The 15,341-nt window shown below is 68.1% G+C and carries 23 protein-coding genes; 2 read left to right on the top strand and 21 right to left on the bottom strand.

The features are described 5' to 3' along the window. The first annotated feature begins 335 nt into the window (after positions 1-335). Entirely contained in the window at positions 336-503 is a 168-nt protein-coding gene (locus tag V9E98_15085) for a hypothetical protein (protein MEI2718288.1), read from the top strand. Between the two features lie 427 nt (positions 504-930). Here V9E98_15085 and V9E98_15090 read toward each other — a convergent pair whose 3' ends face one another. From V9E98_15090 to V9E98_15160, 15 genes are all read right to left on the bottom strand, one after another. Beyond that, positions 931-1,218 (bottom strand): WhiB family transcriptional regulator, encoded by a 288-nt coding sequence (locus tag V9E98_15090; GenBank protein MEI2718289.1) that lies wholly within the window; start codon positions 1,216-1,218, stop codon positions 931-933. Continuing rightward, positions 1,215-1,736: a hypothetical protein gene (locus V9E98_15095; protein MEI2718290.1), complete on the bottom strand. Its 522-nt coding sequence runs from the start codon at positions 1,734-1,736 to the stop codon at positions 1,215-1,217. The genes V9E98_15090 and V9E98_15095 overlap by 4 nt, the downstream gene beginning before the upstream one ends. Before the next feature lie 107 nt (positions 1,737-1,843). Beyond that, complete coding sequence (locus V9E98_15100) at positions 1,844-2,005, bottom strand: hypothetical protein (GenBank protein MEI2718291.1); 162 nt, start codon at positions 2,003-2,005, stop codon at positions 1,844-1,846. Further along, a complete protein-coding gene (locus V9E98_15105) occupies positions 2,002-2,475 on the bottom strand; it encodes a hypothetical protein (protein ID MEI2718292.1) in 474 nt (157 codons plus the stop codon). Before V9E98_15105 ends, V9E98_15100 begins: the two co-directional genes overlap by 4 nt. A gap of 317 nt (positions 2,476-2,792) precedes the next feature. Further along, positions 2,793-3,224 (bottom strand): hypothetical protein, encoded by a 432-nt coding sequence (locus V9E98_15110; GenBank protein ID MEI2718293.1) that lies wholly within the window; start codon positions 3,222-3,224, stop codon positions 2,793-2,795. Positions 3,225-4,670: 1,446 nt separating this feature from the next. Further along, complete coding sequence (locus V9E98_15115) at positions 4,671-4,964, bottom strand: hypothetical protein (GenBank protein MEI2718294.1); 294 nt, start codon at positions 4,962-4,964, stop codon at positions 4,671-4,673. A gap of 210 nt (positions 4,965-5,174) precedes the next feature. Continuing rightward, entirely contained in the window at positions 5,175-5,597 is a 423-nt protein-coding gene (locus V9E98_15120; protein ID MEI2718295.1) for a hypothetical protein, read from the bottom strand. A 410-nt stretch (positions 5,598-6,007) separates the two neighbouring features. Continuing rightward, positions 6,008-6,460, bottom strand: a complete 453-nt coding sequence (locus tag V9E98_15125; protein MEI2718296.1) for a hypothetical protein — start codon at positions 6,458-6,460, stop codon at positions 6,008-6,010. A 216-nt stretch (positions 6,461-6,676) separates the two neighbouring features. Next, positions 6,677-6,961: a hypothetical protein gene (locus V9E98_15130; GenBank protein MEI2718297.1), complete on the bottom strand. Its 285-nt coding sequence runs from the start codon at positions 6,959-6,961 to the stop codon at positions 6,677-6,679. Then, positions 6,958-7,293: a hypothetical protein gene (locus V9E98_15135; GenBank protein MEI2718298.1), complete on the bottom strand. Its 336-nt coding sequence runs from the start codon at positions 7,291-7,293 to the stop codon at positions 6,958-6,960. Before V9E98_15135 ends, V9E98_15130 begins: the two co-directional genes overlap by 4 nt. Further along, the gene (locus tag V9E98_15140; GenBank protein ID MEI2718299.1) at positions 7,290-7,679 is read right to left on the bottom strand and encodes a hypothetical protein; all 390 of its coding nucleotides are present in this window, start codon (positions 7,677-7,679) and stop codon (positions 7,290-7,292) included. The genes V9E98_15135 and V9E98_15140 overlap by 4 nt, the downstream gene beginning before the upstream one ends. Then, positions 7,676-7,858, bottom strand: coding sequence for a hypothetical protein (locus V9E98_15145; GenBank protein MEI2718300.1), 183 nt, complete (start codon positions 7,856-7,858; stop codon positions 7,676-7,678). The genes V9E98_15140 and V9E98_15145 overlap by 4 nt, the downstream gene beginning before the upstream one ends. Positions 7,859-7,928: 70 nt before the next feature. Beyond that, positions 7,929-8,327, bottom strand: a complete 399-nt coding sequence (locus V9E98_15150; protein ID MEI2718301.1) for a helix-turn-helix domain-containing protein — start codon at positions 8,325-8,327, stop codon at positions 7,929-7,931. Positions 8,328-8,627: 300 nt separating this feature from the next. After that, the gene (locus V9E98_15155; GenBank protein ID MEI2718302.1) at positions 8,628-8,849 is read right to left on the bottom strand and encodes a tyrosine-type recombinase/integrase; all 222 of its coding nucleotides are present in this window, start codon (positions 8,847-8,849) and stop codon (positions 8,628-8,630) included. Then, positions 8,746-9,765 (bottom strand): site-specific integrase, encoded by a 1,020-nt coding sequence (locus tag V9E98_15160; GenBank protein ID MEI2718303.1) that lies wholly within the window; start codon positions 9,763-9,765, stop codon positions 8,746-8,748. Before V9E98_15160 ends, V9E98_15155 begins: the two co-directional genes overlap by 104 nt. Before the next feature lie 412 nt (positions 9,766-10,177). Here V9E98_15160 and V9E98_15165 point away from each other — a divergent pair, with 412 nt between their 5' ends. Further along, positions 10,178-10,969 carry a CPBP family intramembrane glutamic endopeptidase gene (locus V9E98_15165; GenBank protein ID MEI2718304.1) on the top strand — a complete coding sequence of 264 codons (792 nt, stop codon included), beginning with the start codon at positions 10,178-10,180 and terminating at the stop codon, positions 10,967-10,969. A gap of 494 nt (positions 10,970-11,463) precedes the next feature. Here V9E98_15165 and V9E98_15170 read toward each other — a convergent pair whose 3' ends face one another. The 6 genes from V9E98_15170 to V9E98_15195 form a co-directional block, all read right to left on the bottom strand. Beyond that, positions 11,464-12,072 (bottom strand): hypothetical protein, encoded by a 609-nt coding sequence (locus V9E98_15170; GenBank protein ID MEI2718305.1) that lies wholly within the window; start codon positions 12,070-12,072, stop codon positions 11,464-11,466. A gap of 2 nt (positions 12,073-12,074) precedes the next feature. Then, entirely contained in the window at positions 12,075-12,476 is a 402-nt protein-coding gene (locus V9E98_15175) for a hypothetical protein (protein ID MEI2718306.1), read from the bottom strand. Between the two features lies 1 nt (position 12,477). Continuing rightward, complete coding sequence (locus tag V9E98_15180) at positions 12,478-13,182, bottom strand: DUF4417 domain-containing protein (GenBank protein MEI2718307.1); 705 nt, start codon at positions 13,180-13,182, stop codon at positions 12,478-12,480. Between the two features lie 108 nt (positions 13,183-13,290). Further along, the gene (locus tag V9E98_15185) at positions 13,291-14,331 is read right to left on the bottom strand and encodes a helix-turn-helix domain-containing protein (protein ID MEI2718308.1); all 1,041 of its coding nucleotides are present in this window, start codon (positions 14,329-14,331) and stop codon (positions 13,291-13,293) included. Between the two features lie 120 nt (positions 14,332-14,451). Further along, a complete protein-coding gene (locus tag V9E98_15190) occupies positions 14,452-14,892 on the bottom strand; it encodes a helix-turn-helix transcriptional regulator (GenBank protein ID MEI2718309.1) in 441 nt (146 codons plus the stop codon). After that, positions 14,889-15,326 (bottom strand): hypothetical protein, encoded by a 438-nt coding sequence (locus V9E98_15195; protein ID MEI2718310.1) that lies wholly within the window; start codon positions 15,324-15,326, stop codon positions 14,889-14,891. Before V9E98_15195 ends, V9E98_15190 begins: the two co-directional genes overlap by 4 nt. Positions 15,327-15,341: the final 15 nt, after the last annotated feature.

A 15,341-nucleotide genomic window follows, 5' to 3' on the forward strand; every position in this document is an offset into this window, starting at 1 on the left:
GACACCGAGAAAACCCTTGTAAATCAAGGGTTTTTCTCGTTTCTGGGGGCATTCATCGAACAGTCAGAATCGGGCGAGTGGAGTCACGAGTGGAGTCACGGCCGCACGATCGATGGCCCGCCCGGTAGTCGAACGGCCCGTGACCATCACCACCCACGCTCCGCTCGACTCCAGCAGCGGCACCCGGTCACACTGGGCAGGCATCTCCGGCTCGTCCCCCCGTTCGAGCCGGAGGTGCACTCATCTGTCGGCGGGTAGCGACAGCGGCCGACACCGGCCGACAGTCTCGGACCAAGGTCTTGACCCGCCCCGCTTGAGCCCCTCACGGTGGCGGCATGGACACACTCATGCACGACGATCTCGCCCGGCTCATCGACGTTCACGCGGGCCGGGTCCTGATCGCCGACGCGCTGTCGCTCCTGGCGCTGAGTCCCGGCGAGGCCCGCGACCTGGCGGCGATCATCTCCGAGGCGGCGGCGGCGGCCGAGGACCCGGACTACTGAGCGGCGGCCGTCCCGCTGTCGCTGGCGGTGGAGTCGGTGGGATTGCTTCGCGTACTCGGTACGCTAACCTTTCCGCCCCTCCCGAAGTTCTCCCCCGCTTCCGCCTGCCGTCGCCGGGCGTCCTCGGCGTACATCGCGATCGCGCGCGCGGCCTTCCCGCTGTCGCTGGCGGTGGAGTCGGTGGGGACCTTACCGTACTCGGTACGGTAAGGTCCTCGGTCGGCGCGACGCCCGCTAACTGCCGTCGCCGGGCGTCCTCGGCGTACATCGCGATCGCGCGCGCGGCCATGAGTGCGCGCTGCGAGGCGGTCAGGCACCACTACCGTTACTGAGTAACGCTGGGCAGTTGCTCCGGGCGGCCGAATCGGCGGCCGTCGAGTCGATGGGCGATGCCGCGATGGACGCCTACTACCGGCCTGGCCGTAGGTCACCGTGACTCGCGGCTCGACCGCCGCATCATCTCCACGCGCTGCGTCGGGAGTAACCCGCCCCTGATCCCGTGCGGGGCGGCAGCGGTGCGGGACTCGACCGTCAGGGCATCGCTCAGGCAGTCGCCGATGACGTCGCAGCGGGCACACAAGGACAGCGCTTCGGCGACGGCCCGCTTGGTCTGAATCGAGTAGAACGTGGCTTCGGTCTGCTCGTCGCTCATGCCGCGGCAGTGGGCGCGTTCCCACCAGCCGTGGGCCGGGTACGGCGGCACGGCGATCGTCATGCATCCACCAGACGCCGCAGGTGCTCAAGTTCGCCCGGCCCGGTCCACGATCGACCGCAGGCCGGGCACTCGAGGCCGAAGCAGTAGCGCTGCGCGCGCAGCATGACGGCGGCGTCCTCGCACTCGAGGTCCGGGCACGGCACGATCCCGGGGCGGGTGTCGGAACCGTCGAGCGCCCGCAGCAGTCCGCGTCGGGCGTGGCGCAGATCGAGGACGGCCTCGGGCCACAAGTAGCCGCGCCAACGGCCGAGGCGGTGCAGAAGCGCCGGCACATTCGATGGTCCGTCGTGGCGTAGTCCGTGGGCGATGGACACCTGGGCGACCAGGGCGCGCACCGCGGCCTCGGCGTCGAGTCGGGCGGCGAGCACGGACAGCGGTTGCGGCGGTTCGGACTGCTTCTGGGTGCGCGATCGCAACCCGGACATGTCGCCGATCGGGCGGCGGGGCAGCACTGACTCCGATTCGCTGCGAATCCACGCAGCAGCCAGGTGGTCGATCTCCTCGGCGATGTCGTGCAACGGGTCGTCCCTTCAGGTGAAGGTCCGGCGGTCCTCGGCCCCGGGGCTCTGCGCGGGGAGGATTCCGCGCCGCGTTCCTCCGCGAGGACCGCCGGACGTTCGTGGGGCTACCGGCGGCGGACCGCGGCAGCCAGTTTCATCGGTTCGCTGTCAGGGTCGGGTGCGGCCCGGCCTTGCAGCCGTCGCACGGCCAGAGCCAACTCCTCCGGGCTCGGTGCCCTGTCCTCGGTGTTGTCCTGATCGCGGTCGGGTTCGTCGTTCTCGCTCATGCGGGCACCTCCTGATCCTCGGTCGCCACTTCGGAGTTGACCGCAGTACAGTACGCCGCCAGCCAGTCGGGTTTGTCGTCTCCGGCCATGCGGGCGTTCGCCAGGTGCGTCGACGCCCTCGAGATCAGCGGACCGCTCAGGCCCAGGGTCGCCACCGTGTCATCGAGCAGTTGCTCGGCCGTGTCCATCGCCGCCACGGCCTGCCGGACCAGTGCCTCGGCCTGCCCGACCCGCTGGGCGGCCGCTTCCCGGGCCTGCGGTGAGGCGATCGCGCGATCGACCCGCACGGTCAAGGCGGCGACGCTTCGCTTGAGGGTCGAGTCGAGCCGGTTGGCGGCCAGCCTCAAGTCCCGCAACCTGGCGATGACGTCGGTCGGGAAGTGGGCGGCGTACTTCGGCTCGTCGAGCAGATGCAGCGACGTCACGCCCGCCTCGCTGGCCGCCTGGCCGTAGGCGGATCGCGCCTGCACGGTAGGCGTCCCGCGCGGTCAAGGCCGCGCCGAGCGCTTGGACCAACTCGGGGTCGGTGTTCCAGTGCTCGACACCGGCGAGGAATGTGATCCGCGCGGCGAAACTCTGCGATGGGTGCAGCCCGGTCAGGTCATCGACGGCGAGGGTCGCGGGGGGTCGTTTCGTTCTTGTGGTCATGGTTTCGTTCTTTCGTTCGTTCGGTTGGTCGGTTCGGTGGTCGGTTCGGTTCGGCTTACATCACGGCATCGCCCCCGGGTGGACGTCTGGTGGCCGCAGCCCACGGGCACGAGCACGAGCCAGCCCGGCGCGGCGTTGCCTACTCCGCATAGCCGCGCCCGCCCACTCGTGGGCGGTGGTCCACCAGTGGTTCCTCCGTCGATCCGGGTGCACCGGTGTCGTCGGCATCGAGGTGCACCGACCGCCGGGCGGATTCCGTGGCGAGCAGGGCATCGCACAGCAGTCGAAACTCCCGTGAGTGCTTGTCGCGGTGACTCGGTGACTTCGAGCGGTCCTGTGCCTCGTTCAGGACGTATCCGGCGGCGACCGCCAGGGACCAGTCGCTCGGTTGGTAGTGCGCCGCCTGCGGTGACGTCCGCAGCGACTGGACCCACGACCGCCCCGGGTCGGCCAGGTCGGCAGGCAGTCGCGGCAGGGGCGTGGGGCCGGGTGACGTCACGACGACGCGGCGCTGGCCGGATCGGTTCGGCTGGCGGGCTTTGCTGCCGGGCTTGGGGGTTGGGCTGGGCATCTTCGGGTGTTCCTTCCGGGTAGGTACTTGAACGGTTGAGGTCGGCGGCTTGCATCGACCCTTGTGGCCAGTGCGCGGTGGGGGGCGGGGGCTCGGCGGGCGGGGGTATCCCCCGCCCCTTCGGGGGGGCGAAGCGACGAACCGCGGGGCCTCGAGGTCGACCGCCGGGGCGGGTCGACGGCGAGGCCGAGGCGGCAGCCAGACCATGGTCTGCACGGCGTCCTCGAGGACCACGGGCAGCCATGTCCAGGCCGATGTCGGACGCCGAGGCGCATCGAGGAACCGTCGAGCCTCCGCGGCGTGGGTCGCACTGTCGTTCGGCGTCGATTCCCGCCCCGATCTCGAGGTGGTCGCGGGGCGGTGTCGGACCGTGGTGGTAGCAGTCCACCGGCAGTCCGCGGGCCGGGCAGCGGTCCTGAACCGTCGCCGAGGACGCACAGATACCGGCGCCGTGATCGGTCGCGGATCGTGATTCGTGTGCAAGGTGATGACCACCACCACCGTGCCGGTCGTGCTCGTGGTCGTGATCGTTCGCGGCGGCCGTGGTCGCGGTGTTCGCTTGGCTCGAGGTCCTCGAGTCGAGTCGCTCGACCGCCGCGGCCTCGCGGCCCGCTTCGACACAGATGCCCCGCGCGTGCCTCTGGTGGCGACGCAGGAGCGATCGGGAGCAGAGGCCGGGACCATCACCCCGGTCGGGCTCCCATCGCTCTCAGGGCGGTGCGGGAGGTCATGGCCGCCGTTTCCCTTGGCGGTGCCGTCTCCACGCCGGGTGTGAGGCTTCGACGGGGAACGTGGCCACGACCGCAGCGCAGTCCGAGCAGGGCGCGTGTTCCAGCCGGGAGAAACCGATCTGGCGGCCCCACGCGGCCTGACTGGCGCAGCGGTGGCACAAGCCGTCGCGCTTGTAGTGGTTCTTTGTGACGTCCCATGTGCGGGTCTCGGACATGGTTTCCGGCCTCTCGGCCTTGGGTTTGTTCCTCATCGTGGGTGTCTCCTGTCGTCGTCGGGAATGGCTCTCGGTCGCGAATCAGATGTGGGCCCTGGCTCGGGGGGTACCGGAACTACCCGGAAAGGCCCAGGGCGTTGCTCGTGGTCGTTGCGGGAGACCGCGACGGGGCATCTCATGGCGCCTCACCCGGCCCGGGCCAGACGTAGGCGCGGCGCACACGCGGGACCCCGCCGATCTCGTGGGACTTGTGCAGCAGTCCCGCGGCGACTCCGGCGTGGATCAAGTGGTCGGCCGTCTTGTCGGCCAGGCCGCACGCGGTCGGCGAGGATCTCGCGCAGTTCCACGGCGCTGATTCCGGGCTCGGCGTCGACCTGGCGCACGATCGTGTCCCAGGCGGCGGACAGGCGCGGGGCTCTCTTCGGGTCGCGCTCACCGGCGACGATCCGATCAGCCACGGTCCGCCGGGGGGCTCGGCCGCAGGTGGGGCAGCGGCGTGGTCATGAGCCGGCCTCGGTGGGGGCGATCACGGATTCGATCTGGACCGCTGCGCCGTCGATCATGCTGGCCGCGTACATCCCGGCCACTGACGCTCGGGGAGCAACGGCGCTGCACAGCCGGTCGCCGTTGAATACCAGCAGGGCTCCCGCTGCGGTGGTGGCGTGTCGATCCGGTCGGCGAACAGGTAGCAGTCCCGCCCGTCCGGCAGGACAGAGGTTCCAGCGACTGCCTCCGAAACGGGTCGCCAGGTCGCCACGGTCGATGGACCAAGGCATCGGGTCAGGTGTCGTCATGAGGGGTTCCTCTCGTGGTGGGGTGGCAGTGGTGAGACAGACGCCCGCGCGGATCGAGGCGGCGTGTCGGCGGTAGGTCACGACTCGCGTTCGGGTCGGGCCGGTGGCGAGGACGATCTCTCCAGTCCGGAGACCATTCGCCGGCGCAGCCGGTGCCCGCAGCCGTGGTGGCGTCCCAGGCACGAGCACACGCATTCGGTCCCCAGTGCCTCACGGCAGGCGGCGTGGCAGCGCTCGATGGTGCGGTGCTCGGTGATGACCACGACGCTGCCGTGGTCGCGTCCCAGGGCATCGACCACGGTCGGGAAGTGACGGCGGTGCATCGTCCAGTAGCGCCCGGTCCAAGCCAGGGCCGAGCGCTTCCACGATCAGGTCGCGCAAGCGGTTTCGGTTGCTCGCGGCGTAGGGCAGGCTCACCCGCAGGTCGCCGGTGACGGGTCGATAGACGGCGGCGGTCACGGTTGCCGCCGGTTGTCGTCGGCGTGCTCTGACGCAGCGGCGGGTCCACGGATCGAGCAGCGGCTCGACGAACGCCTCGCAGTCGCGGTGCTCGCATCGGCGCGTGACCACGACGTCGAGCGGATCGCGTGGTGAGCCGCCCGCGTTCCACAGCGGTGCCAGCCGATAGGCCAACGGCTCCCGCTCGCGCCTGAGAGCCGTCGAGCGGCTCCGGGCCTAGGCAATGACCCTCGGGTTGGCTCCTGTCGGTCGCTCCTAGGTCGTTGCGGGAGGGCGGGAAACGGCATCTGCGCGGTCATTGGCCGGCCTGCCCACTCGTCCCAGACCGCGGCCAGCTCCGCGCAGGACGCGGGCGAGGACCGCCATGGTGACGGTCCAGCGGGACGGGATCGGTCCGCAGCGACCAAGTGGATTCCGTCCCGCTGCCAGGACCGCTTCCGACGGCGATCGAGCAGCCCGGGCGGGGAAGTCCGGGCTCTGATCGCCCGGGTCCCACTTCGAATCGGTGGTCAGCGTGGATAGCTCACGCAAGCCTCGCCCGCGATCAGGCACAGGGCGGAGTCGTCGTCCAAGTCCACCGGACTTCAGATCGCGACATCCGCCGGGAACCGCCCCAGGGCGTCGAGTGCAGCATCTGCCGATCCGCCGTGGTCCTTGGCGAAGGTCTCGATCGAGGTCTGGACCTCCTCGGGGATTGCGCGCGGCGGTCCGACTACGGCTCTCGGGTCCCGCTCGATCAGGTCACAGCGAATCCCCGTGGCCAGATGGCGGCTGCGCGAGGCGGCCTGCGGGCGGTCCGGTTCTGGCCAGGTGGCGGCAGCGGTCCTCAAGTGGGCCACGGTTCGTCCGAGTGCTTCGGCCTCGGCCCACGCTTCGACCAGATCGGGCTCTTCCGCGTGCCAGCCGGTCCACGACAAGGCTTCGCGCAGCGTGGACTCGACGCGGGCGGGGATTCTTGGCGCAGCACTCCGCGCGTCAGCGCGGGAGTGCGGAGCGACAGTCGAGTCCGTCCGTCCTTCCGTCCGGACTGATTCCATTAGTGACACCCCGGGGTGACACATAGGTGGACACATAGGTGGACACTTCGCCGGTTTCGGACTCATCCGAAGTGACACCCCGGGGTGACACTTCGTCAGTATTGGAAGTGACACCCCGGGGTGACACTTTGCCAGAGTCCAACAGGCCCACTGCGCGGGCCAGGTCGGGCAGGACGCGGTACTTCGTGGCGCGATGTTGACGCCCTACGCGCTCGATCAGACCGAGGGCCTCAAGCGCGTACAGGGAACTCCACCACGCGGGTCCGCGAGCACCCCGACCTTCTCGGCGATGTAGCCCGATCCCTGCCAGATCAGACACTCCGAATCGACGTAGTTCGCCAGGTAGGACAGCACTGCCCATGCCCAGAACCGGGTCGCCGGGCGGCCGCCGCTAGACCGAGGCGGCATCTCGGCGGGGAGCATCGCCGCGCCACCGTTCAGGTACAGGGCGTCGAGCAGTGACGACGCGACGCGCGGCCGGCCGTGCGGCGGCGTGCTCATGAGACATCCAGCCACGGGAAGGTGATCGCCTTGATTCGCCCGCGACCCGCGTCGGGCCGTTCGGCGACCCGGCCAGCGGCCAGTGCAGCAGCGTGGACGTTGCGTACCGACCGGCGGTCGAGCCGCAGGCGGTCGGCGATCGCGCGCACGGATCCGCGGGATTCCTCGGTGTCCGGGTTCCAGAGGTAGGCGTGCTGCTCGGCGTATCGCAGCACGCGGTCCAGCCCAACTCGATGCGCCGCCAGGACGTCCGGATCGGGCATCGGAAACTCACCGGACAGCAGACGGTCCAGCGGCTCGGTCATCCCCGGGCCGGCCGTGCGGCGGTTCATGTGTGGTCCAGAGCATCGAGGCTTGCCCGTGCCACGCACGCCAGCAGCGCCGTCGCTTCCGGCAGGGTCACCTCCACGGGTGTCCTTGGGCCGCAGTCGACCCCGGTGTTCGGCCCCGAGTTGACCGTGGCCAGCAGCGTCCCCGCGGCCGAGTAGGCCGGCGCCCGCTGTCGGGCAGGTCTCCCGGCGTGGTCACGGTGAACAGCAGGGTCCGTGCCCCCGTGGGGCCGATGGCCCGAGGCTGTGGTGGCAGCCGCCGTGAGGGCCTCGAGGACACCGGCCACGTCGGCAAACAGGAACAGGCGGCGGGTGGTGGCGAGATCGAGCATGAGGGTGGGAGTGGCGAGAGTGACAGCCACCAGCCGATCGGTGAGGGCGGCGCTCATGCCGGCTCTCCCACGCCCGCGCACGCCTCGGCGAACTGGCGGACCCGGGTCAGGGCGTCGTCGCCGATGGTGCGGTTCGGCCAGGCTCGCGCGATCGCCAGGCCCACGGCGTGGACGTACTCGCGCAGTTCGGGGACGGTGCCGGCGTCAGCGGTGACCGTGGCGAACAGCCCCGCCACGGAATCTCTCGAGGTGATCCCGAGGACGTCCAGCAGTTGACCGGAGAGCGTGTCGCTCAGCGCCGCCGGATCACGGTTGGCCGGTGCGGTCGCGTTCCACGTCGACGGCGACGCCGAGCAGTTGTGGCCCGGCGATCTCGAGTCGTACGCGGTAGCCGGCTCGGCGGACGGCGAGTTGCATCTGCTCGATCTGCTGGGTGGCGACTTCGAGTTCCTCGCCGGGTGTCATCGAGCACCGGCCGTGGGGATGAGCGTGCCGTGGTTGCTCGGCGTCGCTTCGACGGATGCGGATGACGCCAGACCCACGCGGTAGGCCGGCCGGCAGGTCGCCGCGGGCGATCGCGCGGCGGATGGTCTTGGCGGACACGCGGCGCAGGGCGGCGACCTCGGCGATGGTGAGGTCAGGTTCCCCCCTCGAGGGGTTCTGCGGTGACGGGCGGGCGGGCATACTGGAAACGGCCTCTCTCATCGGAGTGGTATGCCGTCCGCTCCCGATCTCGCCAAAGACAGGGGGGCGGGCGGCGATTGCGTTCACAACATCGAGCCGGGAATCGTGGCGCGTCAAGTCACCCGGAGGGCGTCGCGAACCTCGAACTTCAGAGCACTAGTCGACGTTGAGTTTGCCTACCTGTCGTTATTGGGCCGCCGAGATCCCGACGAGATCCCTAATAGCCGATGGCAACAGTCGCCGAGGCTCCGGCTAGGTGTCCTAGCGCTGGCAACGTGGCGCGATCAGTCCGACTGAGACATCGGCCGCGATGCGGACGAATCAGGCCCCGGTCGCCATTCCCGACAGCGCCTCGGCGATCGCCCGATCCCGGTCAGCGGCGACGTGCTGATAACGCATGGCGGCTCCTGGCGTCGAGTGCCCCATCCGAGACATCAGTTCAGCCAACGTCGCTCCGGTCGCCGCGGCCAACGTGGCCGACGTGTGCCGCAGATCGTGGAACCGCAAGTCTGGCCGGCCGGCCTTCTCCCGGGCCGGGTGAATACCAGCCGTAGAACGTCGCCGGCGGCAGGATTTCCCGCCGCTGTCGGACGCGAACAGCAGAGCATCCGCGACCCCGGGCCACGTGGCGGTCAGGTGATCGCGCGATCAGGGGCACGACGTGCGGCGGGATCGTGACGTCGCGGATGCCGGCGGTCGACTTCGGGGTGTCCACGATCACCTCGCCGTCGGCGCGCACGACTCCACGACGGACCCGCAGGACGCCGGCGGCCAGGTCGACGTCACGGCGGCGCAGTTCGGTCACCTCGCCGAATCTCAGCCCGCACCACGCGGCCAGCCAGACCATGGCGGCCAGCCTGTCCGGCATCGCCTCGGCGATCGCGGTCACCTCGGGGATGGTGGCAACGGTGATGGTCTTGTCCCGCTTCGTACTGCCGGCTCCACGGATGCGACAGGGGTTCGCAGCGATCACGTCGTCATCGACAGCGGTGCCCAGAATCGTCCTGAGCAGCCCGTAGGCGTGGGCGCGCGTCGTGGGCCGGCCCGGGGCCAGGTCGGCGTGCCACGAGCGGATCATGGCCGGCGTGATCTGCTCGAGGGCGTAGGACCCGAACGCCGGTTCGATCCACTGCTCGATCAGGCGTCGGTAGTCACCACGGGTGCGCGGCTTCAGGTCTCGTTCCTCGAGCCAGCGCCAGGCATAGCCGGCCAGCGTCGCGTCGTCGTTCCCGCCGGCCGCCGGCCGCTGGGGGGCCGGCGCTCGCCACGATCCGCGGTCCACGGCTCGAGTCTGCTCACGTAGCCATTCCTCGGCGTCGATGCGGGTATCGAACGTGGTCGGTCCGGGGTAGACGTTGCCGTTAGGGCCGGGGAACTTCGCCTGCCAGCGCCGCGAGGGCAGTTGTCGAACGTGGCCGGTCCCGTTGGTCCGGCGTGAGCGGGTGCGTCGCTTCGCCATGGGTACAACTTTGCACGGCCCCCCGATTCCGTGCAAAGTTTGCGGGTATCAGGGGGGTCTCGTGTCCATCGGACGTCCAGCGTTTCCGGGGCATTTCACACTCAGACGGCCCTCTTCACGCCTGACGTGAGTCCGGTTCGAACCCAGTATCGACCACCCCGAAACCCCTTGGTTATCAAGGGGGTTTCTCTCACGCCGAAACAGAACCCGGCCACGTGCGGATCGACGCGGCGGTGGCGCATCTGGCAATGACGCCGGGTGAGGCCCGTGTACTGGACAGGTGCTCATCGTCGCGGCGGATGTGGTGCAGAAATCGGCGCAATAGCACAACACTCAAGCGCGTAGCGGTTTCAGGGACGAATCGCCCCGCAGGTCCTTGGTCGCCGGTGATCTCGCCGGTCTACACACCTACATGCGCGTTAAACCAAATGCTCTGGTGGGCATCGGCATCTGGGTCCTCTACGTGGTGATCATCACCGTTGTTTCGAAGATCAACGGGGTCCCTTACGACGAAATCGGGGACTCCACGTCGAACCTGCTGCGTGGGGCCGTGATTTCGCTGGCCATCGGCGGCCTGATCATCGCGGGGCTGTCGGCCTGGATGGGATGGTTCGGGGCGGCCATGCACGACCAGTACCGAATCCGGGCCTGGTGGATGCTGATCGCACCGGCCCTGGTCGTGGTGGCGATCGGCGGCAACCTCGTGTTCACGGACTGGGGCAACGTCGGTGCGGCGTTCCTCCTCGCGGCACTGGCCTTGGCTATTACCGTTGGTTTCGCCGAGGAGTTCGTCTGCCGAGGCATGCTGCTGGTCGGTCTGCGCGGGAGTTTCCAGGAGGTCGTGGCGTGGGCGCTGAGCTGCGTCCTTTTCGGTCTGATGCACGCGGCCAACATCCTCATGGGCGCGCCAGCGGCCGGAACCGTGGGCCAGATCGTCAGTTCGGCGCTGGCCGGCAGTACCTACTACCTGCTCCGCCGGTACTTCGGTTCGTTGATCCCCGCGATGATCCTGCACGGACTATTCGAGCTGTCCATCTTCGTGCAGTCCCACTCCGGCTCTGAGGGCACGCTCCTGGTCCTGCTCGACTGGCCCGCCGGCATCATCGCGACGATCGCGGCGCTGGTGGTCGCCCTGCGCACGGACAAGGGACCCAAGGAGTCCTACGCCAAGGGTGCCTCCGAGCTCGTGCCTGCGGCTGCCTAACTTCAGACGAGCGCTGGGCCTGTTCTCGACGGTCGGTTCTGAGCAGTCGTGGGGCTCACCGCCCGGCTGTGCAGCGGAGTCACTACCCCGTTGCTCGGAGTACTCAAGTGGTGGGAACTCGGCAGGTGGGGCCATGGCCACGGGCCCAGTTGCGCGCCCAGTCACCGCACAGGGCTCGGAGGGGTCCGTCGGTGGGCAGCCAGAAGCACGGCTCATCTCGCTCGGCAAGATGCCTGAGGCAAGACGTGCTCGCCATGACCGGACCGACGGCCAGGAGCCGCTCTTTGTTGGCGAGCCAGTAGGTGTCGGCGCTTGAGGAACATCGGTGCGAGAAGTCACGCTAGACAGGCCTCCAACTCTGAAGCTGCCCCGAACCGACAATTTGTTAGCCCTGGTGCAAGATCGCTTGGGGGTCAACGAGCCGACGTTGGTCCCGAGCCGCGTCTTGATCGACAACGGCAGGTTTCCAGGCGACCCAGCGGGTCTCTCTCATCTCAGGTGCGACTGGTTGGTTGCCCATCTGATGGCGGATGGCCGAGGAGGTCCCTGATCGGGATGGTGTCGCGCGTGAAGTGGTGTTCCACCCCCAGTTTGTCGGTCCAGATGTGACTGGGTTCCTCGATTTTGAGCGCCTGCACGTCGGCGGCTTGAACAACTCCGAGCAATTCGCTGTGGTGGCTGACCTGGGCGAGGGCGATGGCGCCGGTTCGCAGAGCGAAGACGATGGCGATGTCGTTGGTGTAGGTCCAGGTGGGTTGCCCGTAGCTGACCTGACGCACGGTTTCCTGCACGATTAGCACATCCCGTACTTCCTCGCCGGCGTGGAAGTAGTACCGGTGCCCGGACTCGGTGGTGGCGGCGAGGTCTGCGGCTCCTTGGTCGACGCGTAGACGCGAGTAGGAATCCTGTTCACCTTCGAAGTCCAGCTCGTCGACCTCCCCGCTGATGGTCAGTTCCGATTCCTCGGTTGCCACGATCAACGAGACGTCCGTCATCCAGTTGCTCACGTGTGGGCCTCCGAGGTACCGCCAGCGTTGCCCGCGCAGGTCCGCTAGCCGCGTGAGGGACTCGTGGTCGAGGTTCTGGGTCACGGTGATCGTCATGGTCAGCCCTTTCTGAAGTGGATGCGGTAGCGGGGCGGGAAACCGTGTCCGGAGGTCCTGATGTCGATGTCGACGGCTGGGTTGTCCGCACCGCTCTTGGTCGCTGATGAGGTCATGGGTCGCCAAACGACGTGCGACCGGTCGGAGAACTCGCCGATCCAGCCGGGGCCGTACTTGGTCTGGATCTGCCGGATGGTGGCTCCTTGACTCAGGGCGGTCCAGAACTCCTCGGCGGTGTGAAGAGGGGTATCGCTGCGCACCTCTGAGATCCGGTCGCTGATTCTGGTGCCGAAACGCTTCTCCTTGTCGAGCGGATATGTGCGCGAGAGCTGGTGGATGTTGTTCTTGAGGACTTGGAACGATGCTGGCGATCCGTTGTAGCCGCCACCGCTTTGTGACCCCATGTCAGGCCGCATTCTTCTTGGCGCGGGTCCGGTCGGGGAGGAGATGAACGATGTCGGTGCGACTGGCGAGGTGGCGGATCAAGTCGTGGTCGACGGTTCCGTGGACGAACAGCACCGTTGGTGCCAGACGTTCGACCATTTCGTGCAGGCCCAGCAGGAATCCTTGGCGCAGTTGTCGGTCGCGCCAGCATCCGTGGTTGGACACGCTGACGGCGGAGCCGATGTCGATGCCGTCGAAGCAGTAGTCGAAGTCGCGTTGGTCGCACCATCGGATGTTTGGGATGACCCGCAGGCCGCGGGTCTGGTAGTACGCGCCGACCGCTCGGCCCATGCGAATCGCCAGAACGCGGAGGTCTGGTGGGTCTTGTGCCCGGACGGAGAAGTCGGGCGGGATGACGCCCCAGAACCCCGCGAAGCGGTCGGGGAATGGCCGGGGGTTGACCATCTGGCTGCGTAGCTTGCGGTCTTGGACGTATCCGTGCAGCACGGTGCCGGGTGGATCCGTGGCTTGGCCCCGTTTGTCGTAGGCGGTCGAGTTGCTCGGCAGGGCTGCGTATGTCGGGGCAGCGATCTTCGGGATCTGCCAGCGACCGACCACTGGAACGCCGTATGGAAACCAGTCGGGCGGTCCGTCGATGACATGGCGCACGGCGGCGTCCCAAACCGCCGTTGTGTGGGCGCTGCCCGGGTGATCGGGGTCTAGCATGAGAATTCCTTCCGGGTCTTCGAATGAGGTCTGAAGGTTGTGTCTGCAGGCGGTTGCAGCCGCCAACGACGCCACTTTGGGTGGGCGCAGCGCGCCCACCCAAAGTTGTCATGGCCAGGCCATCAGGGCCTCCTCGGCGGTGGGGAGGGCCCGTCCCAGAACGGATGACCACTCAAGGATCTTTCGGTGCTGGAGATGTCCGACGACGACCGCGGGGGCCACCGCGTGCGCGGCGGCCAGCTCCGCTATCGCTTGTTTGGTGAGTGACCCACTCACTGTGATGCCTTCGGGGAAGACCCAAGATGAGGCCAGGTCATTCATCTGCTCCTCGACCCCGAGATCTCCGATGACCCGTTCCTCGGTTCCCTCGTGGACCCTAGGAGTTTGCTTCCAGTGGCCGCTGACGACGTGGGCGCATTCGTGGAGCAAGGCGAACAGGACCTTGTCCAACCGCTTGCCGCGACCCGATACGGCGATCATCGGGTGGCCGTCCAGGTTCAGAGAGACACCGTCGATGCGTCCGCCGGGCAGGGGTTTGACGTGGACCAGGGCCACACCCGTGGCCGCGAACATGGCCGGCAGGTCGACCAAGTCCTCGGGTGTAGTGATCGTCCGTGGGAGTCCCCGCACCAACGTGGTGAACTGCTGCTCGTCATACCTGCTCACGCTGAGGCTGCTGGCTTGACGCCGGGCCAGTGCGATCCACGCCGTCTGGGTCCGTGTGAACGGTTCATCCGCACTGCTGCGTTTGGCGGAAGCGCCGAACGTGGGGTCATCGCCCAGCAGCCCGCGCACAGCCTCGATCTGCTCGGCGGGATCAGCCGGCGGCAGAACCCCGCGACGCACCAGTTCACGGACCGGAACCAAGTCCTCGGCCTGGGCTCGAGCCGTGATCACGTCCAGCCTGCGAGACTCCTGTGCTTTGCGGCGGGCGTCGGCAAGATCCTGCTGGGCTTGGATTGCCAGCCACTGCTCGGCTGGCCGGCTCGTCAACTCCTCCAGGTCCACGGCCATCGCCGGGTCGATTCGGCGTTTGCCCTGCATGATCTCCGAGACCGTCTGCACCGGCCAGCCCAGGACTCGTGCAAGGTCGGCCTGAGCCCATGCACGACGGTCGAGTTCCGCACGCAGATCAGTGGCGATCACCATGGGTCGCAGCGTAACACTGTCACATTCCTGAAAACAGGAATACGCATACGACACTTGGCGGGGGAATGCAGATGGCTCGAAACCACGGGCGTCAGGTCAAGTCATCGCGACCCATTGGGTTCAAGCAGCGTTTGGCTTGCCCAGCACTGCGTGTTCGGTGACGGTGATGCCCAGCGCATCGGCGACATCGCAGATGCGGGCGAGGCTGGCTGCGCGGTATCCGGTGGATTCGTAGCGCTGCACTTGCTGCTCGGCCACTCCGAGCGCGTCGGCGAGTTGCCGTTGAGTCCAGCCCTGCGCGATCCGCGCCTTGACCAGCAGGGTCGCCACCTCGGCCAGCGAGCCGGCCTCGAAGGTGGATACTGCACCGGAGCGCAGCAACTCGTACTCGGCGATCTCCGCGCGCAGGTCATCGGCCTGGGAGCGGACCGCGGCCAACTCCAGGGCGACCAGCCGCGATTCTGGACCGCGGTCCAGTTGTTCCGCCAGATTCGCGGCTGCGGAGTCGAAGGTCGCCAGATGCGCCTTGGTGGCGCGGTACTGAACCTCGTTGGTGATCACGTCGCCTCTCCCATCCTCAATACGACGATGCCCTTGCGGCCGGTGTCCCGCTCCTGGCGGAAGAACTCGGCGAACGTCAACCCGGACCCGGACTCAATGACGTTGGGCAGCAACTCCCCGCCGAAGCGCGCCTTCTGAGCTGCCCGGCCCGCGGAGAAGTCCATCAGGATCGGATCCAGCGCATCCAGATCGACTCCCGCGGTGTCCCAGCAGGCATCGAAATCGCCAGGTTCGTCCTTCGCAGTGACGAAGCTCCCGTTGAGCCACACGCGTCGGCATCCAGCCGCCGCCAGAAGCTCGATCGCCTCCGCCAGTCCGTCCAGCAGTTGCCGGCGGCGCGGGTTCCACCCGAACCGCTCGACGACCTCTTGCCATTCCACCTCGTACTCGCCATCGGGCAACCGACCGGACCCGGAGTCGAACGACGGCAGCACGCCACAACATTATCA

The organism is Candidatus Nanopelagicales bacterium (genome assembly GCA_037045355.1).
Taxonomy (GTDB): Bacteria; Actinomycetota; Actinomycetes; order S36-B12.